Source organism: Paenarthrobacter sp. E2MeOHC11 (genome assembly GCF_058744955.1).
This window is the reverse complement of the sequence record NZ_CP196673.1, coordinates 1,626,516-1,651,737: the sequence shown is the minus strand read 5'-3', so window position 1 is coordinate 1,651,737 and position 25,222 is coordinate 1,626,516. Positions and strand designations below refer to the sequence as shown.

Annotated in this window: 21 protein-coding genes; 15 read left to right on the top strand and 6 right to left on the bottom strand. The window is 63.0% G+C overall.

The features are described 5' to 3' along the window. Nucleotides 1–4 precede the first annotated feature (4 nt). The 6 genes from ACSSVG_RS07535 to ACSSVG_RS07510 all read right to left on the bottom strand — a co-directional run bounded on the left by ACSSVG_RS07535 (nucleotide 5) and on the right by ACSSVG_RS07510 (nucleotide 4,721). A complete protein-coding gene (locus ACSSVG_RS07535; RefSeq protein ID WP_492418195.1) occupies nucleotides 5–340 on the bottom strand; it encodes a hypothetical protein in 336 nt (111 codons plus the stop codon). A gap of 97 nt (nucleotides 341–437) precedes the next feature. Further along, complete coding sequence (locus tag ACSSVG_RS07530) at nucleotides 438–1,025, bottom strand: TetR/AcrR family transcriptional regulator (RefSeq protein WP_492418193.1); 588 nt, start codon at nucleotides 1,023–1,025, stop codon at nucleotides 438–440. Nucleotides 1,026–1,069: 44 nt separating this feature from the next. Then, a complete protein-coding gene (locus tag ACSSVG_RS07525) occupies nucleotides 1,070–1,828 on the bottom strand; it encodes a MerR family transcriptional regulator (RefSeq protein ID WP_492418191.1) in 759 nt (252 codons plus the stop codon). A gap of 76 nt (nucleotides 1,829–1,904) precedes the next feature. After that, complete coding sequence (locus ACSSVG_RS07520) at nucleotides 1,905–2,555, bottom strand: PadR family transcriptional regulator (RefSeq protein WP_253466018.1); 651 nt, start codon at nucleotides 2,553–2,555, stop codon at nucleotides 1,905–1,907. A 257-nt stretch (nucleotides 2,556–2,812) separates the two neighbouring features. Then, nucleotides 2,813–3,634, bottom strand: coding sequence for an NAD(+) synthase (gene nadE, locus ACSSVG_RS07515; RefSeq protein ID WP_231342017.1), 822 nt, complete (start codon nucleotides 3,632–3,634; stop codon nucleotides 2,813–2,815). Nucleotides 3,635–3,701: 67 nt separating this feature from the next. Then, a complete protein-coding gene (locus ACSSVG_RS07510) occupies nucleotides 3,702–4,721 on the bottom strand; it encodes a LacI family DNA-binding transcriptional regulator (protein WP_231342019.1) in 1,020 nt (339 codons plus the stop codon). A gap of 212 nt (nucleotides 4,722–4,933) precedes the next feature. Between ACSSVG_RS07510 and ACSSVG_RS07505 the strand changes: the two genes are divergently transcribed. The 15 genes from ACSSVG_RS07505 (at nucleotide 4,934) to chvE (ending at nucleotide 25,102) form a co-directional block, all read left to right on the top strand. Beyond that, complete coding sequence (locus ACSSVG_RS07505; protein ID WP_492418188.1) at nucleotides 4,934–5,779, top strand: sugar phosphate isomerase/epimerase family protein; 846 nt, start codon at nucleotides 4,934–4,936, stop codon at nucleotides 5,777–5,779. A 42-nt stretch (nucleotides 5,780–5,821) separates the two neighbouring features. Next, complete coding sequence (locus ACSSVG_RS07500) at nucleotides 5,822–6,829, top strand: Gfo/Idh/MocA family protein (RefSeq protein WP_492418186.1); 1,008 nt, start codon at nucleotides 5,822–5,824, stop codon at nucleotides 6,827–6,829. 245 nt (nucleotides 6,830–7,074) lie between these two features. Next, on the top strand, nucleotides 7,075–8,610 hold the full coding sequence (locus ACSSVG_RS07495; protein WP_231342026.1) for an ABC transporter substrate-binding protein: 1,536 nt from the start codon (nucleotides 7,075–7,077) through the stop codon (nucleotides 8,608–8,610). 6 nt (nucleotides 8,611–8,616) lie between these two features. Further along, a complete protein-coding gene (locus ACSSVG_RS07490) occupies nucleotides 8,617–9,558 on the top strand; it encodes an ABC transporter permease (protein WP_231342029.1) in 942 nt (313 codons plus the stop codon). Then, complete coding sequence (locus ACSSVG_RS07485) at nucleotides 9,555–11,414, top strand: dipeptide/oligopeptide/nickel ABC transporter permease/ATP-binding protein (RefSeq protein ID WP_492418183.1); 1,860 nt, start codon at nucleotides 9,555–9,557, stop codon at nucleotides 11,412–11,414. The genes ACSSVG_RS07490 and ACSSVG_RS07485 overlap by 4 nt, the downstream gene beginning before the upstream one ends. Then, nucleotides 11,411–12,286, top strand: a complete 876-nt coding sequence (locus tag ACSSVG_RS07480; RefSeq protein WP_492418181.1) for an ATP-binding cassette domain-containing protein — start codon at nucleotides 11,411–11,413, stop codon at nucleotides 12,284–12,286. The genes ACSSVG_RS07485 and ACSSVG_RS07480 overlap by 4 nt, the downstream gene beginning before the upstream one ends. 66 nt (nucleotides 12,287–12,352) lie before the next feature. Then, on the top strand, nucleotides 12,353–13,213 hold the full coding sequence (locus ACSSVG_RS07475; protein ID WP_492418179.1) for a sugar phosphate isomerase/epimerase family protein: 861 nt from the start codon (nucleotides 12,353–12,355) through the stop codon (nucleotides 13,211–13,213). Nucleotides 13,214–13,237: 24 nt separating this feature from the next. After that, nucleotides 13,238–14,404 (top strand): Gfo/Idh/MocA family protein, encoded by a 1,167-nt coding sequence (locus ACSSVG_RS07470; RefSeq protein WP_492418177.1) that lies wholly within the window; start codon nucleotides 13,238–13,240, stop codon nucleotides 14,402–14,404. A 77-nt stretch (nucleotides 14,405–14,481) separates the two neighbouring features. Continuing rightward, complete coding sequence (locus ACSSVG_RS07465; protein ID WP_492418175.1) at nucleotides 14,482–15,528, top strand: LacI family DNA-binding transcriptional regulator; 1,047 nt, start codon at nucleotides 14,482–14,484, stop codon at nucleotides 15,526–15,528. 91 nt (nucleotides 15,529–15,619) lie between these two features. Further along, nucleotides 15,620–17,026 (top strand): glucuronate isomerase, encoded by a 1,407-nt coding sequence (gene uxaC / locus ACSSVG_RS07460; protein WP_492418173.1) that lies wholly within the window; start codon nucleotides 15,620–15,622, stop codon nucleotides 17,024–17,026. Further along, nucleotides 17,023–18,390, top strand: a complete 1,368-nt coding sequence (locus tag ACSSVG_RS07455) for a mannitol dehydrogenase family protein (RefSeq protein ID WP_492418171.1) — start codon at nucleotides 17,023–17,025, stop codon at nucleotides 18,388–18,390. The genes uxaC and ACSSVG_RS07455 overlap by 4 nt, the downstream gene beginning before the upstream one ends. Nucleotides 18,391–18,598: 208 nt before the next feature. After that, nucleotides 18,599–19,996 (top strand): glucuronide transporter, encoded by a 1,398-nt coding sequence (gene uidB, locus ACSSVG_RS07450; protein ID WP_492418169.1) that lies wholly within the window; start codon nucleotides 18,599–18,601, stop codon nucleotides 19,994–19,996. Between the two features lie 121 nt (nucleotides 19,997–20,117). Then, nucleotides 20,118–21,347 carry a D-mannonate dehydratase ManD gene (manD, locus tag ACSSVG_RS07445; protein ID WP_091328003.1) on the top strand — a complete coding sequence of 410 codons (1,230 nt, stop codon included), beginning with the start codon at nucleotides 20,118–20,120 and terminating at the stop codon, nucleotides 21,345–21,347. Next, nucleotides 21,337–23,619, top strand: a complete 2,283-nt coding sequence (locus tag ACSSVG_RS07440) for a gluconokinase, GntK/IdnK-type (protein WP_492418168.1) — start codon at nucleotides 21,337–21,339, stop codon at nucleotides 23,617–23,619. Before manD ends, ACSSVG_RS07440 begins: the two co-directional genes overlap by 11 nt. A gap of 358 nt (nucleotides 23,620–23,977) precedes the next feature. Beyond that, entirely contained in the window at nucleotides 23,978–25,102 is a 1,125-nt protein-coding gene (gene chvE, locus ACSSVG_RS07435) for a multiple monosaccharide ABC transporter substrate-binding protein (RefSeq protein WP_374110772.1), read from the top strand. Nucleotides 25,103–25,222: the final 120 nt, after the last annotated feature.

Sequence of the window (25,222 nt, the reverse complement as noted above, 5' to 3'; positions counted from 1 at the left end):
CTGCTCATCGCACGTTGCGCCAAACCTGAACGGCCCTGGTGCCTGCCGGGCAGTTGGCGTAGGAGGTGTTAAAGCCTTGCGAGGCAGGCATCTGCCACCTCCAGGGCCCGGTCACGATTGCCTCATGGCCGGTGGGGACATGACGGCACTTGCCCGCGACCTGATACTCAGTGCCCGGCGCATCGGAATTGCAGGTGCCTCCCACACTGAACTCGTAGTGGATCCAGACGTTGCAGTTGGCATAGCCATCGTCAGCCAACGCAGGCTGAGCCGTGAGCAATGTCCCGCCCATGAAGGCAAGGGCGGCGCCGGCAGCAAGAATCTTTCGAGAAAAGTTCATGGTGTTCCCCCAAATCTGTGTGGCTTCCAATGTGGTCATTTGATATTCGGCTACATCCTGCCTTGGCGCTATGGGGCGAACTACCCACGCGTTGTGGTCAGCGAGGGGCGAAGGCGATGTCTTCCGTGCGGGCAATACCGCGCTCGATGGCTGCCTTGTCGATGCCCAGGAGCGTGGTGAGCCACATGCCGTTCTGCACCACGACGACGTCGGCCGCACGGTCCCGGCATTCCTCAGGTGACAGTCCGGGAACGGCGTTGCCGATCAAGGCCGCAAGCCCTTGGAGGTACCTCTCAAAGGCTGCGGCATTGATGCGCGCAAAGTCCTCATCCGCCTGGGCGAGGGCCCACAAATGAAGGCGGAGGGATAGATACGGCGTGGTCAGGAGGCGTGGGTCCGCAACGCGACGAAGGGACTCCCGGAGTTGCTCGTCCGGGGTCGACGTAGCCTGCGGCTCCACCAAGAGGAGGTCGTGCTCTTCAATCTGGTGGAGCACCGCGCGGATCAAACTCGGTTTGTCCTCGTAGTAGTAGTTCACAAGCCCAAGTGCGACGCCGGCTTCACGCGCCACAGCGCGCATGTTGATGCCCGAAATGCCGTGGCGGGACAGCAGTTCCAAGGCTGCGTCGAGGATGCGTTTTTGTCTGTCAACCTGTCCGCCGGACTTTACGGTGCTTGTACCCATTCGGCCAGACTATTGTGAAACCCTGATCGGCGCATCCTGAGCGTCTACAGGTTCTTTTCCGCGTAAACCCGCAGCGCATCCCGGACGAATGTCGCCCCTGATTCCCCGCCGTAGTTGGCCGCGAACCGCGGATCAGCAACGTACATTTCTCCGAGTCCCGTGACGTAACCCTTGACGTCTCCGCCAGGTGCCGCCGTCGGGGTTCCCGGAATGCCGCTGAGCCACTCAACGTGACGCCTTGCCAGGTCCTGCGCCTCGGCGCTGTCCGCCGAAACCCCGGATTCTGCGGCGGAGATCCAATCCGTGCCCAGTTTCTGGACGCGGTCCTTCCACTGCTGCTTTTCTTCGGTGCTCATCCCGCGCCACCAGGAATCACTGGCGGCGTAGGCATCCTTGCCCCAGCGTTCCTCCACCTCGGCCTTGTACTGAGTGTGGTCGAAGCCATCAAACATGTTCTGTGCCATGTACTTTCCATCCCCTTTCATCGTGTCGATGGTTTGCCGAACGGAGGCGATCTGCCGGGTCAGCCTGTCCTGCTCCTGGGCGAGCCATTCCAGATGGCTGCTCAGCGCTTTGACGGTGTCCGTCTCGCGGTCAAGAACTTCGGCGATGGCCGGCAAGCCAAGCCCCAGTTCCCGGAGCAGGAGGATGCGCTGGAGCTGAACCAGAGCCGGACCGTCATAGTGGCGGTAGCCGTTATGGCCGGTCCGGCTTGGCTTCAGCAGGCCGATGTCGTCGTAGTGACGCAGCGTTCGGCTGGTGGTGCCCGCGATCTTTGCGATTTCCTGGATTGACCAGTCCATCAGTCCTCCGTCCTAGCCTTGTTCTTCGACTGTAGGGGTTGACGCTACGTCAAGGTCAAGGGGACTGTGGCGATCACTAGTCAGCCAGGATCAGGTAGAGCGCCCTGCGGGTTTCGTCCAGCTTCTCGATGGCAGCTTGACGCTGTTCATCGGTAGCGGCTGCGCGGAACTGGTGGATGACGCCCATGAGCTTGCCGACGCTTTGGTGGAATGCGGCGCCGGTTCCATCGGCCTCGGTGTTCCAGGCGTTGGCGAGTTCCTCTTCATGCTCGGCGATGTAGGCCTTGCCGTCATCAGTGAGCGTGAATTCGGTGCGCCGGCCTTCGCCGACGGCGACGATCAGTTCTTCGTCGACCAACTGCTGCAGCGTCGGGTAGACCGAACCGGGGCTGGGGCGCCATGCGCCGGACGTCTTTTCGGCGATGGTCTTGATCAGGCCGTAGCCGTTGGACGGAGACTCGGCCAGCAGCGAGAGAATTGCTGCGCGGACGTCGCCGCGGTTGGCTCGGCGTGAACCGCCGGGACCGAAGCCCCTGGGGCCGAATCCGGGTCCAAAGCCGGGGCCGAAACCGCCCGGTCCGAAGCCTGGGCCAAATCCGCCGCCGCCGTGTCCGCCCGGGCCGCGTCGGCCTTTGCCGCGATTGAAGCGGCCTCGTCCATGTCCGTGTTCCGGGTGTCCGTGATCGTGCTCGGGGAATGAGTTGTCGTGTTCGTTGATGCCTTTCATAACAGCATCGTCCTTTCGGTTGTTGTTACGCCGAAGGAGTATCGGCGATAGTTAACGATATATCGGTAACTATCGCGACGTCAAGACCCCGAAATTAGGGGGTGAGAGAGGGACCGCGGGAAAGCGTCGAAAGGTGAGAGAGGGACCGCGGGAAAGCGTCGAAAGGTGAGAGGGGATCGGTTAAAGCACGACGGCGGGTGCGGACCTCCGTTCGGAAGCCGGCACCCGCCGTCGTGGTTTGTTCTAAAAAGCGGTAGCTATTTCCACCACGTATCAAAGATGGTGACCGGAACAGTGCGCTTGTGGCGCGTCCGGAGGTACTTCTGCTCGATCAGTCCGGCGGCGTCCTCGGGAACGTCGCGGCCCTCAAGGTAATCGTCGATCTGGTCGTAGGTGATGCCGAGCTCGTCCTCGTCGGTGCGGCCGGGCTTGCCGTCCAGGAGGTCGGCGGTGGGGACCTTCTCCCACACGCGGGCTGGTGCGCCGAGTTCGGCGAGGAGGGCGCGGTTCTGGCGTTTGTTCAGGCCGAACAGCGGCAGGATGTCCGCGCCGCCGTCGCCGAATTTCGTGAAGAAGCCCGTCACGGACTCGGCGCCATGGTCGGTCCCGATCACCAGGTAGTTATGCTCGCCTGCCAGTGCATACTGGGCAATCATGCGTGCGCGGGCCTTGGTGTTGCCCTTGTGGAAGTCGGAGATCGGAGATCCGGTGGTCTTCTCGAACTCTTCCTCGAAGCCATCCACGGCCTGGGAAATGTTGTAGGTCCACTCCGTCTTGGCTTTGATGAAGTCCAAGGCTGCTTGGGCATCGTCTTCATCGTGCTGGATGCCGTACGGGAGGCGGACCGCAACGAAGTTCGCGTCGACGCCTTCAGCCTCCAGCTCCTCGACAGCCAACTGGGCGAGGCGGCCGGCAAGGGACGAATCGATGCCGCCGGAAATGCCCAGGACAAAACCCTTGGTGCCGGTCGCTTTGACGTAATCCTTCAGGAAGGCGACCCGTTTGCGGATCTCCTCCGCAGGATTGATCCGGGGCTGTACGCCCATTTCCTCAATGATGGTGGCCTGGAGTTCGCGCATGGTCCAACACTAGTCAGCGGTGTGACGAAGGCTCAACCATGTTGCACGCGTATGGCCCAAGTGACAGTTAGTTGGGGGAGGTCGGTCCCGTTGAGCCGCGGACCGTGAGGTGGGTGGGCATGACGGAGCGGCTGCGGTTTCCGCCCCCGGCCAGCGGGTTGAGCTGGGCAAGCAACATGGACACGGCCACGCGTCCCGCCTGTTCGATGGGGGAGCTCATGGTGGTCAACGGGGGATTGCAGAAGTCGGCACCAAAGATGTCGTCACAGCCCACGATGCTCATGTCCTCCGGTACCCGCAGTCCGCGCTCCCGAAGCCTCTGCAGCATGCCGATGGCAATGAGGTCGTTGAAGACGATGCACGCCGTGACTCCGCTGTGGACCGCCGCATCAGCGGCAGCAGCTCCCGACTGTGTCTTGGGCGCGAAGGGACCAATGATGCGAACGTCCACGCCCCGGCTTTCAGCGGCCGCGGATAAAGCATCCCACCGTCGGGCACTGGACTGGGAAACCGCCGGTCCGGAAACGTAGGCGACGGACGTGTGGCCCAGGGAGATGAGATGGTCCAAGGCCTGTGGCATGGCCGAGGGCGTATCGATGATGACCGCCGGGACGCCGTCGACGTCCCGGTTGACGGTGACCATCGGCATGCGGGCGGCGGCAGCGGCAAGTGCCTCGTCGTTGAGGCGTGACGCCGCAACAATCACGCCATCGGCGCTCTTGCGGAGTTGCTCCAGGGTGCTGGCCTCCACTTCATCTGACTCTTCGGTGTCCACGAGCAGCTGTGTGTAACCGGCGGCCTTGAGCTGCAGCTGCGTGCCCCGGATGAGGTCGAAGTAGAACGGGTTGGTGATATCCGGGACCAGGACTCCCACTGCGCCGGTCCGGCCGGAACTTAGTGCCTTCGCTTGGGAGTTGGGCGTGTAATTGAGTTCGACGGCGGCGGCCTGGATCCGCTCGCGGGTGCGGATATTGACCCGGTCCGGATTGGCGAGGGCCCTGGATACCGTGGACGCCGCGACGCCGCACAGGGCGGCGATGTCGTGGATGGTCGCAGGCCGGCCTGCAGCCACGGGTTGCGTCGCCATGGGCGTTCCTCTCTGAACGTCGAATCATGCGGCTGTGACTAGTGCCACGCCGTTGATCTAGAGTGCCACACCTTGGCAGATTTTGGCAATCGGTTGTCAAGTTGGTGCCAATGTGGCTAAACTCAGGGGAACAAGACCTGCCTGTGAACTGCGTCACCGAGCCCCCTCGCGGTGCGGCCACAGGACTAAGCCAGGACCACCTAGGAGATTTCGTGACTCAACCCAATGCCGTGTGGAACCTGTCCGGTTTCGGCGACGAAGTAGATCCTGACCCCGCCATCCAGGCCGCAGTGCTGCTGGCCCTCGGAGCGAACCACATCGAAGTCCGCAGCGCGTGGGGCACCAATGTTTCAGAACTGGACACGGAGTCGGTGACGCGACTCAAGGTCATCCTTGATGGGAAGGGCCTCAAGGTTTCCGCCGTCGCCAGCCCCATTGGCAAGGTGGACGTCAGCCTGCCGGTGGAGCACGAGGTCGCCCGGCTCCGCCAGATCATCTCGGTCGCCAAGGCCCTGGACACCAAATACGTGCGTATTTTCTCCTTCTACCGCGCTGAAGGCCAGAGCCAGGACGACATCCGCGAAGCCGTCATGGAACGTATGGCTGCGCTGGCGGGAGAAGCCGCGGCACACGGCATCATCCTGTTGCACGAAAACGAGAAGGGCATCTACGGCGATACCCCGGACCGGGTCCTGGACATCATGGAAACGGTCAACTCACCAGCGCTGCGAGTGGCATGGGACAACGCCAACTTCGTCCAAGTGGGCGTCAAGCCATACACCGAGGGCTACGCCATCCTGCGCCCGTACCTGGAGTACCTGCAAGTCAAGGATGCCATCGCCACCACTGGCGAAGTGGTCCCGTCAGGTGAAGGTGACGGAGAACTGGACGCCACCATCAGCGCCCTTGCCGCCGATGGCTACACCGGTTTTGCCTCCCTTGAGCCGCACCTGGCCAGCGCCCATGAACTGGGCGGATACTCGGGCCCCGTCGCCTTCGGCGTCGCGGCACGCGCATTTGCCGGCCTCGCCGCGAAGAACAACGTCACCCTCGCCTGACAAGCGCAAAACCCGACAGCATCATCCTTCGAAGGAGCAGGAATGACTACAGCGGCAATCATCGGATGCGGTGACATCTCAACCGTCCATTTTTCGGCGATCTCCACCCTGGCCGGCGTCCAGTTGGCGGCGGTCTGCGACACCGATCCCGGGAGGTTGGAGGCGGCGTCAGCCGCCCACGGCGTTCCGGGCTACGCGGATTACCTGGACATGCTCCAGAAGGTGCGTCCCGACGTCGTGCATGTCTGTACGCCGCACCACCTGCATGCCTCGGTGGCCGCCGACTGCCTTGAGCGCGGTGTCAACGTCATTGTGGAGAAGCCCCTGGCGCACACGCTGGCGGAAGGTAAGCGGCTCATTGAGGCGGCTGAGCGGAGCCCGGCGAAAATCGCCGTCTGCTTCCAGAACCGCTACAACGCGACGTCGCAGGCCATGCGGAAATTGCTCGACGACGGCGGGCTGGGCCAGGTGATTGGCGCGTCGGCCACCGTCATTTGGCACCGGGACGGCGACTATTACCGGAGTCGGCCGTGGCGCGGGACGTGGGCCGAAGGCGGCGGGGGCTTGATGATGAATCAAGCCATCCACACAGTCGACCTGCTGCAATGGCTGGTGGGCGATGTGGCCAAGGTGGAGGGCCGGGCGTCGACGCGATCGTTGGGTGGCGTCATCGAGGTGGAGGACACCGCGGAGTTCGTGGCCGAGCATGTTGGCGGTGCGCGGAGTGTCTTCTATGCAACGTTGGCCAACGCGGTCAACGCCCCTGTGACCCTGGATATTGTGACCGAAAAGGCCACGCTTAGCTTGCGGGGTGACCTCACGGTGACCTACGCCGACGGCCGGGTGGACGTCATCCCGGAGCGGCTGGTGGAGTCCGGCGGCCGGTCCTATTGGGGTGTCTCGCACGAGCTGCTTATTGCTGACTTCTATTCCAGGCTGGCAGAACCCGGACCTTTCTGGATCAACCCCGCGGAGGCCGGGAAATCATTGGGCATCATCAAGGACATCTACGCACAGAGCTACCCTGAAATGCCCGGGCGGGTGGGCTGAGCCATCTGTGCAACCGCTTGGCGATGGGGGCCGGAAACCGTTGGGGGTTCCGGCCATTTTCGTGTCTGATTCACGGCTTTTGATGAGGGCTTGCGGCCACTTGGCAACAATCTAAGAAACTTTTGACAATCGGTTGCCAACCTCGAACAAAGTCCGTACTGTAAATCCCACACCCAGAAATATGTGGCGCAGGCCACATCACCCGCTCTGACTCGCATCAGGCAAAGACTCAGTAGGAGCCGACAATGAAGTTAGGTCCCAAGGCGGCAGCAGCCGCCATCGTCCTCAGCGCCTCCCTGGCGCTCACCGCATGTGGCGGCGGCGGAGCCGGAGCTGGTTCAAACGCCGGCGGCGGAACCACTATTACCGCCCTGACGCTTGGCACCCTCCGGGACATCACTTCCTGGGATCCGGCCCAGGCCCACGTCGGCCACGCACTCCAGCCCTACCAGGCCGCATACGATTCCCTGATCCTGCGCGAACCCGACGGCAAGCTCAGCCCCATGCTGGCAACCGCATGGAAGTACAACGAAACCAACACCAAGCTCACGGTGGACCTCCGGACCGACGTCACCTTCAGCGATGGCGCCAAGTTCGACGCCACGGCGGCCAAGGCCAACCTGGACCACTTCAAGAAGGCGAACGGTCCGCAGATGGCCCAGCTGAGCTCGGTATCGGACATTGCAGTGGTGGACGAGGACACCATCGACATCAACCTCAGCGCCGCAGAGCCTGCCCTGGAATACTTCCTGAGCCAGGCGGCCGGCCTGATGGGAAGCCCGGCAGCTTTGGGGACGGACGCCATCAAGACCGTGCCGGTCGGATCGGGCCCGTACGTCATGGACAAGGCAGCCTCGGTGAAGGACTCGCAGACGGTCTTCACCGCCCGTGAAGGCTACTGGAACAAGGACCTCCAGAAGTACAAGAAGCTGACCCTCAAGATCCTCATCGACCCAACCGCCCGCACCAACGCCTTGGTATCCGGCCAGATCGACGCCACTCTCCTGGATCCCAAGAACGGCAAGCAGGCCGAGGGCGCCAAGATGAAGCTCGAAACCAACCAGGTTGACTGGTCCGGTTTGCTCCTCCTGGACCGTGACGGCACCAAGAACCCTGCGCTGGCCAACGTCAAGGTCCGACAGGCCATCAACCACGCCTTTGACCGCAAGACCATCCTGGATCAGGTCATGCTGGGCCAGGGCACTCCCACTTCGCAGCCGTTCGGCAAGGACAGCGGTGCCTGGACCGAGGAGCTGGAGAACTACTACAGCTACGATCCGCAGAAGGCCAAGGACCTCCTGAAGGAATCCGGTTTCGAAGGCAAAGTGACCATTGACGTTCCCACCTTGCCGGGGGCTGAAACCCTCATTTCGGTGCTCCAGCAGCAACTGGCGGATGTCGGAATCACCCTGAAGCCGGGCGCTGCGATCACCAACACCTTCACCTCTGATGTTGCGGCGCAGAAGTACCACGCCCTGTTCTTCAACCTCTTCCAGGGCGAGCCCACGGTTGCGATCGACCAGATCGTCTCCACCAAGGCTCTTTACAACCCGTTCAAGAACACCACTCCCGAGCTTGAGGCCAAGATTGCGGCCGTCCGCAGCGGCGGCCAGGATGCCGGCAAGTTGGCCCAGGAAGTCAACAAGTACGTGGTGGAACAGGCCTGGTTCGCCCCGCTGTTCCGCGTGAACCAGATGTACTACCACAACGACAAAGTGAACGTCACCCCGCAGGCACAGCAGGCCGTTCCGTCCATCTACAACTACTCGCCCGCCAAGTAGGAAACCATGATCAAGTTCATTGCGAAAAGGCTGGGCAGCGGGCTGGTGGTGTTGTTTGTGGTCTCCGCGCTCACCTTCACCCTGCTGTACACCTCCAGCGGCAGCATCGCCCGGAACATCCTGGGCGACCAGGCCACTCCTGAGCAGGTTGCCTTGAAGGAACAGGAGCTGGGACTCGACCAGCCCCTGGTGAGCCGTTACTTCGCCTGGCTCGGCGATGCCCTCAGCGGAAATCTCGGAGCCTCCTGGTTCACGTCGGAACCGGTGGCCAACTCCCTGGCCACCCGCATCCCCGTCACCATGACCATGGTCTTCACCGCAATGATCCTGATCGCCATCTGCGCAGCGCTCATCGGTGTTGCCGCAGCCGTCAAACGCGGCTGGGTGGACAGGGTGGTCCAGATTGGCGCGATCGTGGGGGACTCCATCCCCGGCTACGTGATCGGCGTGTTCCTGGTAACCATCCTGGCCATCCAGCTGGGCTTCTTCCCGGCCACCAGCACCATCTCTCCCGAGGTGGGTCCGGAGGCCTGGGTCTACTCGATGACCCTTCCCGTGATCGCACTCCTCATCAATGGCGTGACCGGCGGCGCGCAGCAGATCCGCAGCGCCGTGATCAAGCAGCTGGAGCGCGACTACGTCCGGACCCTGCGCAGCCGCGGCATTGGGGAGCGCGAGATCCTGTTCAAGCACGTGCTGCGCAGCGCCGCTCCCGCAGGCTTGACGGTCTTGAGCCTGCAACTGATCGGCATGCTGGGCGGCGTGGTGATCATCGAGCAGATCTTCGCCTTGCCCGGAATGGGACCCCTGGCGGTCACCGCCACCGGCCAGTCCGACCTTCCCGTGGTGATGGGAGTGGTCATGTACACCGTGGTGGTGGTCATCGTGGTGAACCTCCTGGTGGACATCCTCAATGGTTGGCTCAACCCGAAAGTGCGTGTCTCATGAGCGACTCCGTAGAAACAGCAGCAGTAACTGCGGCCGGTGCCGGCCCAATCCCCACAGGCCAAAGTGGCACCGTGGTCCGTTCCACCGTGATGCGTCGCCTCCTCAGGAACCCCTTGGGCATCGCCTCGCTGGTGATCCTGGGCTCCATCGCCTTGCTGGCCATCTTCGCCCCCGTCCTGGCGCCGTTCGAGGAAAACTTCGCGAACATCACCAAGACCCTGGCACCCGCCGACGCCGTGAACATCCTCGGCACCGACAGCGCAGGACGCGACACCTGGAGCCGCCTGCTCTTCGGTGCGCAGCTCACCCTGCTGTCCGCCCTGCTCTGCGCCGGAGTAGCCATCGCCATCGGCCTCCCCGCGGGCCTGATTGCCGGGTACTACGCCGGGAAGTTCGAGGCCGTGTCCAACTGGGTGGTCAGCATCCTCATGAGCCTGCCAGGCCTGATCGTGCTGCTCACCATCCGCGCGGCGTTCGGACCCTCGGTCTGGATTTCGATGATCGCGTTCGGTGTCCTCATCAGCCCGTCGTACTTCCGGTTGACCCGCACCGCAGTGCAGTCGGTCCGCAACGAGCTCTACGTCGACGCAGCCCGCGTCTCCGGATTGTCGGACCTGAGCATCATCGCCCGCCACATCTTCTCCGTGGTCCGGGCACCCATCATCATCCAGACCGCGGCAATCGCGGGAGTGGCCATTGCCATCCAGTCCGGGCTTGAGTTCCTCGGCCTCGGAGATCCCACCAAGGCAACCTGGGGCGTCATGCTCTCCGAAGGTTTCAAGAACGTCTACTTGACGCCCACGCTGCTGCTGTGGCCGGCTCTGGCCATGGCGCTCACCATCGGCGGCCTGGTCCTGCTGGGCAACGCCATCCGCGATGCCTTGGAAGACGGCGAGAAGATCAAGCACCGCAAGAAGAAGATCGTCCCAGCGGAACGCACGACGGCGGACCCCGCCACGGCGGGCCAGTCACGCAAGTCCGTGGCCGCCGTCGAGGTTGGAACCGAGCACCACCTCATCAAGGTGACCAACCTGGGCGTCGGATATCCGCAGGCAGACGGTTCGGTCAAGAAGGTTGTGGACGACGTCTCGTTCCATGTGGACCGCGGCGAGATCCTGGGGATTGTGGGCGAATCGGGTTCGGGCAAGTCCCAGACCGCGTTCTCCATCCTCGGCCTGCTGCCGGACAACGCCCGGATCGTGGGCGGTTCCATCCAGTTCGACGGCAAGTACACCGTTGCCCCGGGTGATGACCGCGTGAGCCAGGAACGGTTGTCCAAGCTGCGCGGCAAACGGATCTCCTACATTCCGCAGGAACCCATGAGCAACCTGGACCCGGCCTTCACCATCGGCTACCAACTGGTGACCCCCATGGTGCGTGTCCTGGGAATTTCCAAGGCAGAAGCCCGGAAGCGGGCACTCAAGCTGCTCACCGACGTCGGAATCGCCAACCCGGAACGCACTTTCGAGGCGTACCCGCACGAGGTTTCCGGTGGCATGGCACAGCGCGTGCTGATCGCCGGCGCTATCAGCTGCGAACCTGACCTGGTGATCGCCGACGAACCCACCACCGCCTTGGATGTCACCGTCCAGGCTGATGTGTTGGACCTGCTGCGTGAGCTCCAGCAACGCTTGAACATCGGCGTGATCCTGGTGACCCACAACTTCGGAGTTGTTGCCGACCTCTGCGACCGCGTGGCCGTGATGCAGAACGGGCGGCTCGTGGAAGAAGGCACGGTCCGGGACATTCTCCGGAACCCGAAAGAGCCGTACACGCAGACCCTGCTGGGGTCCATGCTCGAAGGAAAGACCCCCATGACCATGCTTGTATCCAAGAACAAGGAGCCTGTCGCATGAGTGCCGCAGACAAGTCCCCGCTCCTCTCTGTGGAGAACCTGGTGGTGGAGTACCCCAGCAAGCGATTCCGGGCCAAGCCGTTCCGCGCGCTGACTGACATCAACATCACCATCGGGCAAGGCGAGACCCTGGGGCTGGTGGGGGAGTCCGGCTCTGGCAAAACCACCCTGGGCCGCGCCGTCCTGGGACTCGCGCCGGTGACCGCAGGGAAGGTCATTTTCGAAGGCAACGACATCAGCAACGCTTCCCGCAAGGAGCGGCGGACACTGAGCCGGGACCTCCAGGTGGTCTTCCAAGACCCCTACACCTCGCTGAACCCGGCCCTTGAAATCGGCGATATCCTCGCGGAACCGCTGGGCGTCCAGGGCATGGAGCCGGCCGCTGCCAAGAAGCGGGTCAAGGAGTTGCTGGACCAGGTTGGACTTCCTTCCGACGCCATTCACCGGCTGCCCCGTGAGTTCAGCGGCGGCCAGCGCCAGCGCGTCGCCATTGCCCGGGCCCTGGCGTTGTCTCCCAAACTGATCGTGTGCGACGAACCCGTGAGCGCCCTGGACCTTTCCACCCAGGCGCGCGTGCTGGACCTGTTCCTGCAGATCCAGAAGGACACCGGCGTTTCCTACCTGTTTGTCTCCCACGACCTCGACGTCGTGCGGCACATCAGCCACCGCGTGGCCGTCATGTACCACGGCGAAATCGTGGAGCAAGGTCCCGCGGAGATCGTCACCCGCGATCCCGAGCACCCTTACACGCAGCGGCTGCTGCTCGCCTCGCCAGTGCCCGATCCCGACCGGCAGGAGCAACGCCGCGCGGACCGGCACCGGCTGATGGCCACCCAACGCAACCAGAATGAACAAGCGGGTGCCGTGGCCTGATGGCCGGCGGCACCCAGCAGAACCCATGCGGCCCCTTAACTGTGGCCGGAAATTTCGGAGGAAAAAGTGGCCACAATAGGCGTACAGGCGATGATGTTGAAGGACAGCTTCGCCGAAGTTGGAGCGTTTGAGACCCTGCGGAAAGTCAACGCAATCGGGTACAACGCGGTGGAGATCTCCCAGATCCCCATGACACCGGAAAACGTTGACGAACTGGACCGTTCCCGCACGGAGTTGGGCATGGATATTGCGGCGCTCTCCGTCAACGTGGAAGGCCGCAAGGGAATGCCCGTGGAATCACTCGCGGACAATTTCGACAAGATCGTTGATGATGCCAAGCGCCTCGATGCCTCACTGCTGCGCATCGGCATGCTGCCGTTCCCGGCCATGAAGTCGCTGGACGCCGTGGTGGAGTTTGCCAAGCAAGCCAACGGCTACGCCGAACGGCTCCAGGAGCACGGCATCGGACTTTACTATCACAACCACCACATCGAATTCGCCAAGTTCGACGGCAAGTACATGCTGGACATCATCGCGGACAACTCCCCGGCAATGGGTATGGAAATCGACGTTCACTGGGTTCAGCGCGGCGGACTGGATCCTGTGCGCACCTTGGAAAAATACGCGGGCAAGACCGCCATGGTGCACCTGAAGGACTACAGGATCGGACAAATGCCGGACGCGTCCTTCGGGCTCCTGGAGAAGGGCGACTTTCCGGGGTTCATGGCCGAGTTCAAGAACGTTGTCCAGTTCGCCGAGGTGGGCGAAGGAAACCTGGACTTCCCGTCCATCGTGCCCGCAGCCGTGGCCGCCGGCGCCCAGTACCTGCTGGTGGAACAGGACGAACTCTACGGCCGCACTGTCTGGGACGCGCTGCAAACCTCGTACGACAACCTGGTGGCCATGGGCCACGGCGACCTTTTCTAGACCTTTCGACAGGAGATTACATTCATGAGCACCAAAGTACGCCTCGGCATCATCGGCCTCGGCCAGCAGGGCGGCGCCTACGCCAGGTTCATCAAGGATGGGCTGGTCCCGAACATGGAGATCGGAGCCATCTGCGACGTCGATCCCGCCAAGAAGGATCTCGCTGCCTCCCTGTACCCCGATGTCCCGTTCCACGACGATTACATCGCCATGCTCGAGAGCGGTTCCGTGGACGCGATCGTCACCTGCGTTCCCCACTTCCTGCACCCGGAGATGGGCATTGAATCGCTCAAGCGGGACATCCATGCACTGGTGGAGAAGCCGGCCGGCGTTTACACCAAGCAGGTCAAGGAACTCAATGAGTTCGCGGCCTCCAAACCGAAACTCTCCTTCGGCATCATGTTCAACCAGCGCAACAACCCGCTGTACAAGAAGCTCAAGGAAATCGTAGACAACGGGGACATTGGCAGCATCCGTCGCACCAACTGGATCATCACCAACTGGTGGCGTCCGCAGGGTTACTACAACTCCAGCGAGTGGCGCGCCACGTGGGGCGGCGAAGGCGGCGGCGTCCTGGTGAACCAGGCACCGCATCAACTGGACCTCTGGCAGTGGATCTGCGGCGTCCCCAAGTCCGTGTACTCGAAGGTGGCCTACGGCTTCCGCCGCGATATCGCCGTCGAGGATGAAGTCACCGCGGTAGTGGACTATGGCGACGGCGCCACTGGCGTTTTCGTGACGGCCACCCACGACATCGTGGGAACCGACCGCTTCGAAATCCTGGGTGACCAAGGGAAGATCGTGGTGGAAGACAGCAAGGTTGCCACGGTAACGCGCCTGGTCAAGCCAGAACGTGAACTCAGCGACTCCATGGATATGGACGATGTCCGCAAGCTCTTCATGGGCCAGCTGAACCGCGACGAGTTCTACACCACCGAGGTCATCGAGTTCGAGTCCGTGTGGGGCGGCCAGCATGCAGGTGTCCTGGAGAACTTTGCCGCCAACATCCTGGACGGCACGCCGCTGCTCGCTCCGGGATCCGACGGCATCAACGGTGTCCGCCTTGCCAACGCGATCCACCTCTCCAGCTGGACGGGCAAGGAAGTCTCCCTGGACTTCGACGAGGACGAATTCCTGCAGGAACTGAACAAGCGCATCGCCGAAGAGGGCAAGTTCCCCGAGCGCTCCTGACCCCTTCGGAACAGGCCGGCTGCCACCATTTTTTGGCAACCGGCCTGTTTTGTTGCCACGAGGTCTACGATGGAGCGGTGACCGACGTGACGAGCCCCGGAGCAGCAACCGCACCCGCCAAGCGTGGACGGGGCGAGAAATCCTCCGCCACCATCTACGACATCGCCAAGCTTGCGGGGGTGAACCCCTCCACGGTGTCCCGAGCCCTCAGCAAGCCGGGCAGGGTCAGCGCCAAGACCCAGAAGATCATCGAGGACGCGGCGGCGGAACTGAACTACCAGGTGAACCCCTTCGCCCGCGCACTCCCCACGGGCCGCACACAGACCATCGGGCTGATCGTCGCGGACATCACCAACCCCACCTTCTTCGACATCATCCGCGGTGCCGAGACCACAGGATCAGCCCGCGATTACACGCTGGTCCTGGCCGAATCCGCAGAGTCTCCGGAGACCGAGGTCACGGCCGCGCGACGCCTGCTGAGCACTGTCGATGGCCTCATCCTGGCCAGTCCCCGCATGGACGACGACCATATCCGTGCTCTTGCGGCGGACAAGCCGGTGGTGGTCATCAACCGGCAAATCGATGGCGTGCCGTGCGTCGTGCCTGACGTCAACAAGGGCATCAGCGAGGCCGTTCGCAGCTTGGCCGCCAACGGCCACACCAGCCTCGCATACGTTGCCGGACCGGCGCAGTCGTGGATGACGGGCCGCCGTTGGGAAGGTGTCAAAGCTGCCTGTGAGTGGTCCAAATTGGGGGCCGTCCGCCTGGAATCGTCCAAGCCAACGGTCGACGGCGGCAGGCAGGTTGCGCGCGATGTCCTGGAGCGCGGGGTGACGGCGGTCATCACCTACAACGACCTCCTGGCCATCGGCCTCATGCAGGAACTGCAGGCCGGCGGCATGCGCGTTCCGGACCAGATCAGCATTGTTGGTTTCGATGACATCTTCGGGGCGGATTTCACCACCCCTGCCCTGACCACCGTGCGTTCACCCCTGGGGGAGTGCGGCACCCGCGCCGTGACCATCCTGCTGGACGTGCTGCAGGGCCATGACGCCCCGGATGAAGCCGTAAGCGTGGAAACCGAACTCGTGGTGCGCGGCTCCAGTGGCAGGCTTCTCGCCTAGCTGGCGGCTCCAGGAAGTGCTCAGTAGCAACTAGTTGGCAATTTTTGGCAACCGGTTGACAAGGATGGCAAGTGGGCCGCAAGATTGACCTATGTCACAGTCCATTGCCGCACACCCTGACAGGCTCCTGCCCGCAGATCCCGGGACGCGCAGCATCGCGCGGTCCTTGCTGGAGCGCGTCCAGGACCTGCCCATCATTTCTCCGCACGGCCACGTTGACGCCGCCGTCATCGAGCAGAACACTCCGTTCCCCGATCCCGCGGCCCTCCTGGTCAGTCCGGACCACTACGTCACGCGACTGATCCACGCCAATGGTGTTCCGATGGACCAGTTGCTCTCCGGCGCAGCCTCCGCGCCGGAATCCAGGGAGATCTGGCGACAGTTCGTTGAAGCCTGGCCGCTGTTCGAGGGCACGGCCTCCGGGTACTGGCTGCGCACGCAGTTCGACGACGTGTTCAAGCTCGGCGCGGATCTCCGCGACATGCCGGCCGACGCGAGCTACGACGCGATCGCTGCAAAGCTGGTGGAACCTGACTTCAGGCCCCGGCAGCTCTTCAAGGACTTCAACATCGAAGTCCTTGCCACCACGGATGACCCCCTGGACAGCCTTGCCAGCCACAAAGCCCTCACCGAAGACCCCAGCTTCAACGGCCGCGTCCTGCCAACCTTCCGCCCCGACGCCTACCTCAATGTGGCGCACCCCAGCTGGAGTGCCAACGTAGACAGGCTGATCGAAACCGCGGCCGACGGCGCGACAGGCTACGCCGGCTACATCGCAGCCCTGGAAAACCGCCGTCGCTACTTCGTGGAGCATGGCGCGGTCTCCGCGGACCATGGCGTCCGAACGCCCGCCACACTCAAACTCGATCCTGCCGAAGCCGAAGCCCTCTTTGAGAAGGCGCGCTCCGGCAAAGCGACGGCTGTAGACCGCGACGCGTTCGAGGCCCACATGATGTACCAGATGGCCCGGATGTCCGTGCAGGACGGCCTGGTCATGACCATCCACCCGGGCTCCTACCGGAACCACCACGAACCCACGTTCGAGTCGTTTGGGGCTGACACCGGTCACGACATTCCGTTCGCAGTGAACTACACCGAGGCCATCCGTCCGCTGCTGCAGGACTTCGGCACGGCCAAGGACTTCCACCTGGTGCTCTTCACGCTGGACGAGACAGTCTTCTCCCGCGAACTGGCTCCACTTGCCGGTTTCTACCCGTCTGTCTACATCGGCGCACCCTGGTGGTTCCTCGACGCGCCCGATGCCATGCTGCGCTTCCGCTCCGCCGTCACTGAGACCGCTGGCTTCTCACGGTCATCGGGTTTCATCGATGACACCCGCGCGTTCTGCTCCATCCCCGCGAGGCACGACGCCTCGCGCAGGATCGAAGCCTCCTTCCTCGCGCGTCTCGTTGCCGAGCACCGCGTGACCGAAGACCGCGCGCATGAGCTGATCCTCGACGTCGTCGATTCCTCGCCCCGCAGGGTGTTCAAGCTGTGACCGCCGGGAAGCTTCCGCGCCTGGGCCGTTCGGTTTCGCCTGCAGCCAAGGCGCCGGTCCGCATGGTGCACCTTGGCCTGGGCGCCTTCCACCGTTCACATCAGGCCTGGTACACGCAGCACGCCGGCGACGCGGGGGAGTGGGGCATTGCCTCCTTCACCGGTCGTCGCCCGGACGCCGCCGAAGTTCTCGCCGCCCAGGACGGTTTGTTCACGGTGGTGGAGCGATCCGATGCGGGCGACTCGTTCGAGCTAGTGGGCAGCATCGTCGAAGCCGTGGATGGTGCCAACGTGGACCGTTTGGTTGAACTGGTGGCGTCGTCGGGGACTGCTGTGGTCACGCTGACCATCACGGAAGCGGCCTATGGCCTCGGTGCCGCCGATGCCCCGCTGCTGGTTTCCGGCAAACAGCCCGCGACGCCGTTGGGCCGCTTGGTCCTCGGCCTCGCCGCCCGTCGGGATGCAGACGCCGGTCCCCTCGCCGTGGTTTCCTGCGACAACCTTTCGGACAATGGAAACGTCGCCAAGGAAGGCGTTCTGGGCATCGCCCGCGCATACGACACTGGGCTTGCGGACTGGATCGAAGCCAACGTTAGTTTCGTCAGCACCTCGGTGGACAGGATTACGCCGCGCACTACGGAAGCAGACCTCGACGCCGTCGCGGCCTCGTGTGGGTACCAGGACGACGCCCCGGTGGTCACCGAGCCCTTCCACAACTGGGTACTGAGCGGGGATTTCCCGGCCGGTCGCCCTCGGTGGGAAGACGCCGGAGCCGCCTTCGTGGACGACATTGAGCCCTACGAGAACCGCAAGCTCTGGCTCCTCAACGGAGCGCACTCGATCCTGGCCTACTCCGGGCAGCTTCGAGGGCATACCACCGTGGCCGAAGCGTTGGCCGATGCCGTGTGCCGCGACGCTGTGGAGGAGTTCTGGGAGGAAGCGTCCCGCCACCTTCCGGGTGACGAGCTGGGGATTCCCGAATACCGGGCTGCGTTGCTGGAGCGATTTGGCAACTCACGGATTGCGCACCACTTGGCCCAGATTGCCATGGATGCCAGCACCAAACTGAGGATGCGGGCAATACCTGTCCTCCGGGCTGAACGTGAGGCGGGTCGGAGTGGTGCGGGGGCGGCCACCATGATCGCGGTGTGGGCCGCATTTGTGGCGGGCAATCCCGGCCTGCAGGACCCGCAGTCGGATGCCGTCGCTGAGGCCAACCGACTTTCCGGCGTTGAACGTACCGCTGCCCTTGTGGCGTTGCTTGATACAGGGCTTGCCGGGGATCCCGCGGTTGTGGAGCTCATCCAGGAGCTCAGCGCAGGCTTCGCGTCTGTGGTTCCCGCGAAGACAGGGACTGCGGCTTAGGCCTCTTTGAGATTCGGCACCCGTTAGCGTGCCCAGGCTGTCCAGAGTTCACCGGCAACCGCTTGCCAAAGTGACTAGAATTACAACAGCTGCACACCCGGTACCCGGATTCCAGTGATCCACCTACTGGGCGACCCAATCGCTCGGTGATCCAGGCACTGTCGAGCCGGACCGGACCGCAATGACGCGAAGGGTAAAGGAGCCCGCATTGAAAAAGCTCAGCAAACTCAGCATCGCCGGCTATGGTGCCGGCGATGCCGCCAATAATCTGGCCTTCACAACGGCCACCATGTTCCTGTTGGTTTACTACACGGATGTCGCGGGAATCTCAGCCGCCGCGGCAGGCACCTTGCTCCTGGTGGTCAGGATCTTCGACGCCTTTGCCGACGTTTTCGCCGGACGCCTGGTGGACCGCACGTACAGCAAGCGTTTCGGGAAGTTCCGCCCGTTCATCATGTTCGGTTCCATTCCGCTGCTGCTCCTGAGTGTTGCCACGTTCTCCGTGCCGCAGCTGGGGGAGACCGGGACCCTGCTCTACGCCTACGTGACCTACGCGGCCCTGGGGTTGGCCTACTCCTTGGTCAACATCCCCTATGGATCCCTGGCCGGAGCGATGACCCAGGACCCGGGGGACCGCGCCAAGCTTGGCTCGGCCCGCATGGTGGGCGCGCTGCTGGTCGGTTCTGCCCTGGGAATCTTCGTGGCTCCCCTGATCAAGCCCGGCGCGGATCTCCAGTCCACCTTCACCACCATCACTTTGGCCTTTGTGGTGATCGGCGCAGCGCTGTACTTCTTTACGGTGCTTACCGCCAAGGAGCGCGTTCACCGTTCGGTGCCCAATGTTTCCTTCAAGCAGAGCATGGATACCCTGAAGACCAACCGCCCTCTGCTGATGCTGTGCCTGAGCAGCTTCCTTTTCCTCACCGGCTACATGGCCTTGTCCTCCGTGCAGCTGTACTACCTGCGCGACGTCCTGGGGCGCTTGGATCTCTACCCGGTGCTGGCCATCGTCCAGTTGGTCATGACGCTGGCCCTGGCGCCGCTGATGCCGAGGCTGGTCCGCAAGCTGGGTAAGAAGAACGTCTACATCGCGGCGGGAGCCCTGTCCACGGTGGGTGGAATCATCGTTTTCCTCTCGCCTTCATCCATGGTCTGGGTTGGATTTTCCGGTCTGGTGATCAGCCTGATGGGCGTCATGGCCGTGAACATCGTGGTGTGGGCCCTGGAGGCAGACACTGTGGAGTACGGCGAGTGGAAGACGGGCGTACGCACCGAAGGAATCACCTATGCGTTGTTCTCCTTCACGCGGAAGACCGGCCAGGCTGTTGGTGGTGCCCTGGCCGCCTACTGCCTTGCCGTCGGCGGGTACAAGTCCGGCGTCGCGCAGAGTGCCGAAGCCTTGCAGGGCATTCAGTTTGCCGCCGGGGCGCTCCCGGCCATCATGACCATCCTGGCAATCGTGGTGATGACCAAGTACAAACTCACGGATGTTTTGCACGCGCAGATCGTTGGTGAGATCAGCGCACGGCGTTTGGTGGAACAGGAGCCGGACGCATCCGGACAGGCTGCCCGGGAAACCGTGGAAGCTGACGCCCTCAAGAAATAGTCCGGCAACCGGTTGCCACAAGATGGAAGCCAACCTAAAATCGTACTTAATCCCCCGAAGCGGGCACCGCATCGCCGCGAGTGTCAACGCTTCGACCAGCAGAATCCCGAAAGGTCAAGCTGTGAAAATCATTGCCGCTGAAGTCTTTGTGACCAGCCCATCCCGCAACTTCGTCACCCTGCGCATCACCACCGAGGACGGTGTGACGGGTATTGGCGACGCCACGCTCAACGGCCGCGAACTCGCCGTCGCCGCGTACCTCAAAGAACACGTCGCGCAGTTGCTCATCGGCAAGGATCCGCACCGGATCGAGGACACCTGGCAGTTCCTCTACCGCAGCTCGTACTGGCGCCGCGGCCCGGTCACCATGGCGGCCATTGCCGCCGTCGATATGGCGCTGTGGGACATCAAGGGCAAGATCGCCGGCATGCCGGTGTACCAGTTGCTCGGTGGTGCGTCCCGCAACGGGCTGCGTGCCTACGGCCACGCCTCGGGTGCTGACATTCCCTCGCTGTTCGACTCCGTCCGCGAGCACCTGGAACTGGGCTACAAGTCCATCCGCATCCAGACCGCGATCCCCGGCATCAAGGCCGTCTACGGTGTCGCCGCCCAGGCCCAGGCTTCGGGTGAGCGCTACGACTACGAGCCCGCTGGCCGCGGCGCGTTCCCGCAGGAAGAGGACTGGGACACCCGCGCCTACCTGCGTCACCTGCCCACCGTCTTCGAAGCCGTCCGCAACGAATTCGGCCCCGAAATCCCGCTTCTGCACGACGGCCACCACCGGATGACGCCCATCCAGGCCGCCAAGCTCGGCAAGGCCCTGGAGCCGTACGACCTCTTCTGGCTGGAGGACTGCACCCCGGCCGAAAACCAGGAAGGCCTGCGCCTGGTCCGCCAGCACACCACCACCCCGCTGGCCATCGGCGAAATCTTCAACACCGTGTTCGACTTCCAGACCCTCATCAAGGAACAGCTGATCGACTACGTCCGCGCAGCCTCCACCCACTTCGGCGGCATCTCACCGTTGAAGAAGGTCATGGACTTCGCCGCCCAGTACCAGATCAAGTCAGGCTTCCACGGACCCACTGACATCTCCCCGGTGGGCTTCGCCGCACAGTTGCACGTTGGCCTGGCCATCCACAACTACGGCATCCAGGAATACATGCAGCACTCGGACAAGACCAACGAGGTCTTCCAGCAGTCCATGACCTTCAAAGATGGCTACTTGCACCCGGGCGACAACCCCGGCATCGGCGTCGAGTTCAACGAGGAAGCTGCCGCCGCGTTCCCGTACCAGCAGGCCTACCTGCCCTACAACCGCCTCGTGGACGGCACTGTTCATGACTGGTAAAGCGGTCATGACTGGTGATATGAATGCCCGCCACCACATCGTGGTGATGGGGGTGGCCGGCTGCGGCAAGAGCACCATTGGTGCCGCCCTTGCTGAGCGCCTCGGCGCAGAATTTCTCGACGGCGATTCGCTGCACCCCCAGGCGAATATCGACAAGATGGCCTCGGGTACTCCGCTGGACGACGACGACCGGGCACCATGGCTGGCCGAAATCGGACGGCGGTTCCCGGCGTCGAACTCTGCTCTTGTCATTGCGTGCAGCGCGCTCAAGCGCTCGTACCGGGACATTATCCGCAGTGCCGATCCCTCGGTGGTGTTCGTTCACCTGCACGGCACGCGTGAGCTGCTGAACGCACGCATGAACGCGCGTCCCGGACACTTCATGCCGGCGTCGCTGCTGGACTCGCAATTGGCAACCCTGGAGCCGTTGCAGTCCGACGAAGCCGGGGTGGTTGTGAACATTGCCCAATCCGTGGAGGACATCGTGGCTGAAGTGGGCGCAGCCCTGAGCGGGTTGGCGGAAGTACCGGCCGGAGGGTTCTCCGTGGACCTCAAAGCTGCTCCGTTCAAGCTGGACGACGCCGCTGTGCAATGGGTGGAGTCCACCATCAGCACCATGACGCTGGAAGAGAAGATCGGCCAGCTCTTCATCAACCACAACAACGATTACTCTCCCGGGTACCTCGACGGCGTCCTGGAGAACTTCCATGTGGGCGGCATGCGCTACCGGCCGGGCCCCTCGGCGGCTGTTCAGGAACACATCCGCTACGCCCAGTCCAAGACCCGCATCCCATTGCTCATTGCGTCCAACCCGGAAATGGGTGGGGCGGGCAGCTGCGACGACGGCACGTTCGTTTCCACCCACCTGCAGGCGGGTTCCCACCCGGACAAGTCAATCGCCCGGCAGATGGGCCAGGTTGCCGGCGTCGAGACTGCGGCGCTGGGCTGTAACTGGGCCTTCGCGCCGATCGTGGACATCCACTACAACTGGCGGAACACCGTGATCTCCACGCGTGCGTTCGGCAACACCCCGGAGATTGTGGTGGAGCGGGCCAAGGAGTACTTCGACGGCATCAGTGAATCACCCACGGTCTGCGCCATGAAGCACTTTCCGGGGGACGGGATTGATGAGCGCGACCAGCACGTGGTGACCTCCTACAACACCCTTGGTTACGAGGAATGGAACGCCAGCTACGGACACGTCTACCGTGAAATGATCGGGCACGGCGTGCAGTCCATTATGGTGGGCCACATCGGCGCTCCTGAGGTGTCCCGGCATTTCCGCCCAGGACTGTCGGATTCCGAGGTGTTGCCGGCAACACTGGCTCCGGAACTCCTGCAGGATCTGCTGCGTGGCGAACTCGGTTTTAACGGGCTGGTCCTGACGGATGCGTCACTGATGGTTGGTTTGACGCAGGCCATGAAGCGGCGCGACCTGGTGCCCGCGACGATCGCCGCGGGCTGCGACATGTTCCTGTTCTTCCGGAACCCGGAGGAGGACTTCGGGTACATGCTGGACGGCTACAAGTCGGGAGTCATCACCGAGGGGCGTTTGCAGGATGCGCTGCGGCGGATTCTCGGCCTGAAAGCGAGCCTTGGCCTGCACCTTCGTGCGGACCTGGTCCCATCTGTGGAGGCCCTTGAGGTGATCGGCAGTGCGGCCCACCGTGCCATTGCTGCGGACATCGCGGACAAGACCGTCACCCTGGTGAAGGACACTGGTCACAACCTTCCGATCACCCCGGAAACTCATCCGAGGATCCGCCTCTACGGGATTTCGGGTGGAGCCGACTTCACCCGGGCCGATCCTTTGGCGTGCCTGGACACTGTCCGGGAGGAACTGGAAGCTGCAGGCTTCGAGGTCAGCGTCTTCAAGACCGCTGAGCAGCGTGAAGCTGCGGGAGAGGCCGGCATGAACTTCATGCGGGTCCTGTCCGAGGAAGCCACCGGCGACTACGCGGAGCGCTATGACGCTGCCTTTGTGTTCGCCAATGTGAAGGGCTTCGCCCAGGAGGCGGCCATCCGTATCAAGTGGTCGTCGCCCATGGCTGCCGAGATTCCCTGGTACACCACGGAAGTTCCCACGGTGTTTGTCTCGCTGAACCAGCCAAACCACCTGATCGACGTGCCCATGGTCAAAACAGCCATCCACGCCCACGCAGGAACGCGCGAGGCCATTCGCGCCACCATCCGGAAAATCCAGGGCAAGTCCGAATTCCAGGGGACGTTCAACCAGAACGTGTTCTGCGATTCGTTCGACACCCGCCTCTGATTTCCCTGTTCCCAGCAGGGAAGAGTTCCTCCCCGCCATCACGGAGGAGCCAACAAAACCCGGCGCTGCCCACAAGGCAGCGCCGGGTTTCGTTGCTTGCGGCGCGGCGGTGAACAATTGTGAACGCTAACAACGTTTCAAGTCAAGGTCCTTGGGAGACCTTTTGAATCGCGGCCGTTTCGTGATCCACGGCACTTGACCGCGAGTATTGTTAGCGTTCACAATGGCAGTCGCACCACCTTGACGTGGCATGTGCCGCCCCAAGCCCACAAGCCCGGAAAAGCGTTACCGTGCCGGACGCGCAGATGCTCCGGCTGCATCAGAGTTCGCGGCAATGCTGCCGCGGAAGGAGAGCAACGTGAGATTGAAGAAACTCCTGGGCGCCGTAGCGGTTGTCCTTGCCGTGACTGTCGGAGCCACGGGCTGCGGCAGCCGTGGAGGCACTGCAGAATCCAGCAGCACTGCGAATCCCAGCGATTCACTGGTAGGTATCTCGATGCCCACCCAGACATCCGAACGTTGGATCGCTGACGGTGCCAACGTAGAGAAGTCCCTGAAGGACCTCGGCTACAAAACAGACCTCCAGTTCGCCAACGATGACATCCCCACGCAGGTCTCCCAGATCGAGAACATGCTGACCAAGGGTGCCAAGGCACTGATCATCGCCGCCATCGACGGCACGACGTTGACCGATGTCCTGGCCAAAGCCAAGGAACAGAACGTCAAGGTCATCGCCTACGACCGCCTCATCAACGGCACGCCCAACGTTGACTACTACACCACGTTCGACAACTACACCGTGGGCGTCCAGCAGGCCACCTCGCTGCTGACCGGCCTGGGCCTGGTGGACGCCAGCGGCAAGAAGGTTGAGGGCAAGGGCCCGTTCAACGTTGAGCTGTTCGCGGGCAGCCCGGACGACAACAACGCCAACTTCTTCTGGACCGGCGCCATGGACACCCTCAAGCCGTACATGGATGCGGGTACCTTGAAGGTCCCCAGCGGCCAGACCAAGTTTGAGCAGGCTGCAATCCTGCGCTGGCAGGCACCCGTAGCCCAGAAGCGCATGGAAGACATCCTCACCTCGGCCTACAGCTCCGGCACCAAGCTGGACGGCGTGCTCTCCCCGTATGACGGCCTGTCCATCGGCATCATCTCCGCACTGACCAGCACCGGTGGCTATTCCACCGGAAGCCTGCCCGTCGTCACGGGCCAGGACGCAGAAAAGGGCTCCGTGAAGTCCATCGTCGCCGGCGAGCAGTACTCCACGATCTTCAAGGACACCCGCCAGCTCGGCGCGCAGGCCGTGAAGATGGTGGACGCTGTCCTCAAGGGCACCGAGCCGGAAACCAATGACACCAAGACCTACAACAACAAGGTCAAGGTTGTTCCGGCCTTCCTCCTGAAGTCCGTCATCATCACCAAGGACAACTTCCAGAAGGAACTCATCGACTCGGGCTACTACAAGGAATCCGACGTCAAGTAACACCACCTGTGGCCCCGCCGCGCCCGTGCATTCCTGCGCGGCGCGGTGGGGCCACAGGCTCCCTTAGAGCCTCCGAGCCCTCGGTCCGGCCAAGTTCCAACCAGTCAGCGGGAATTGACG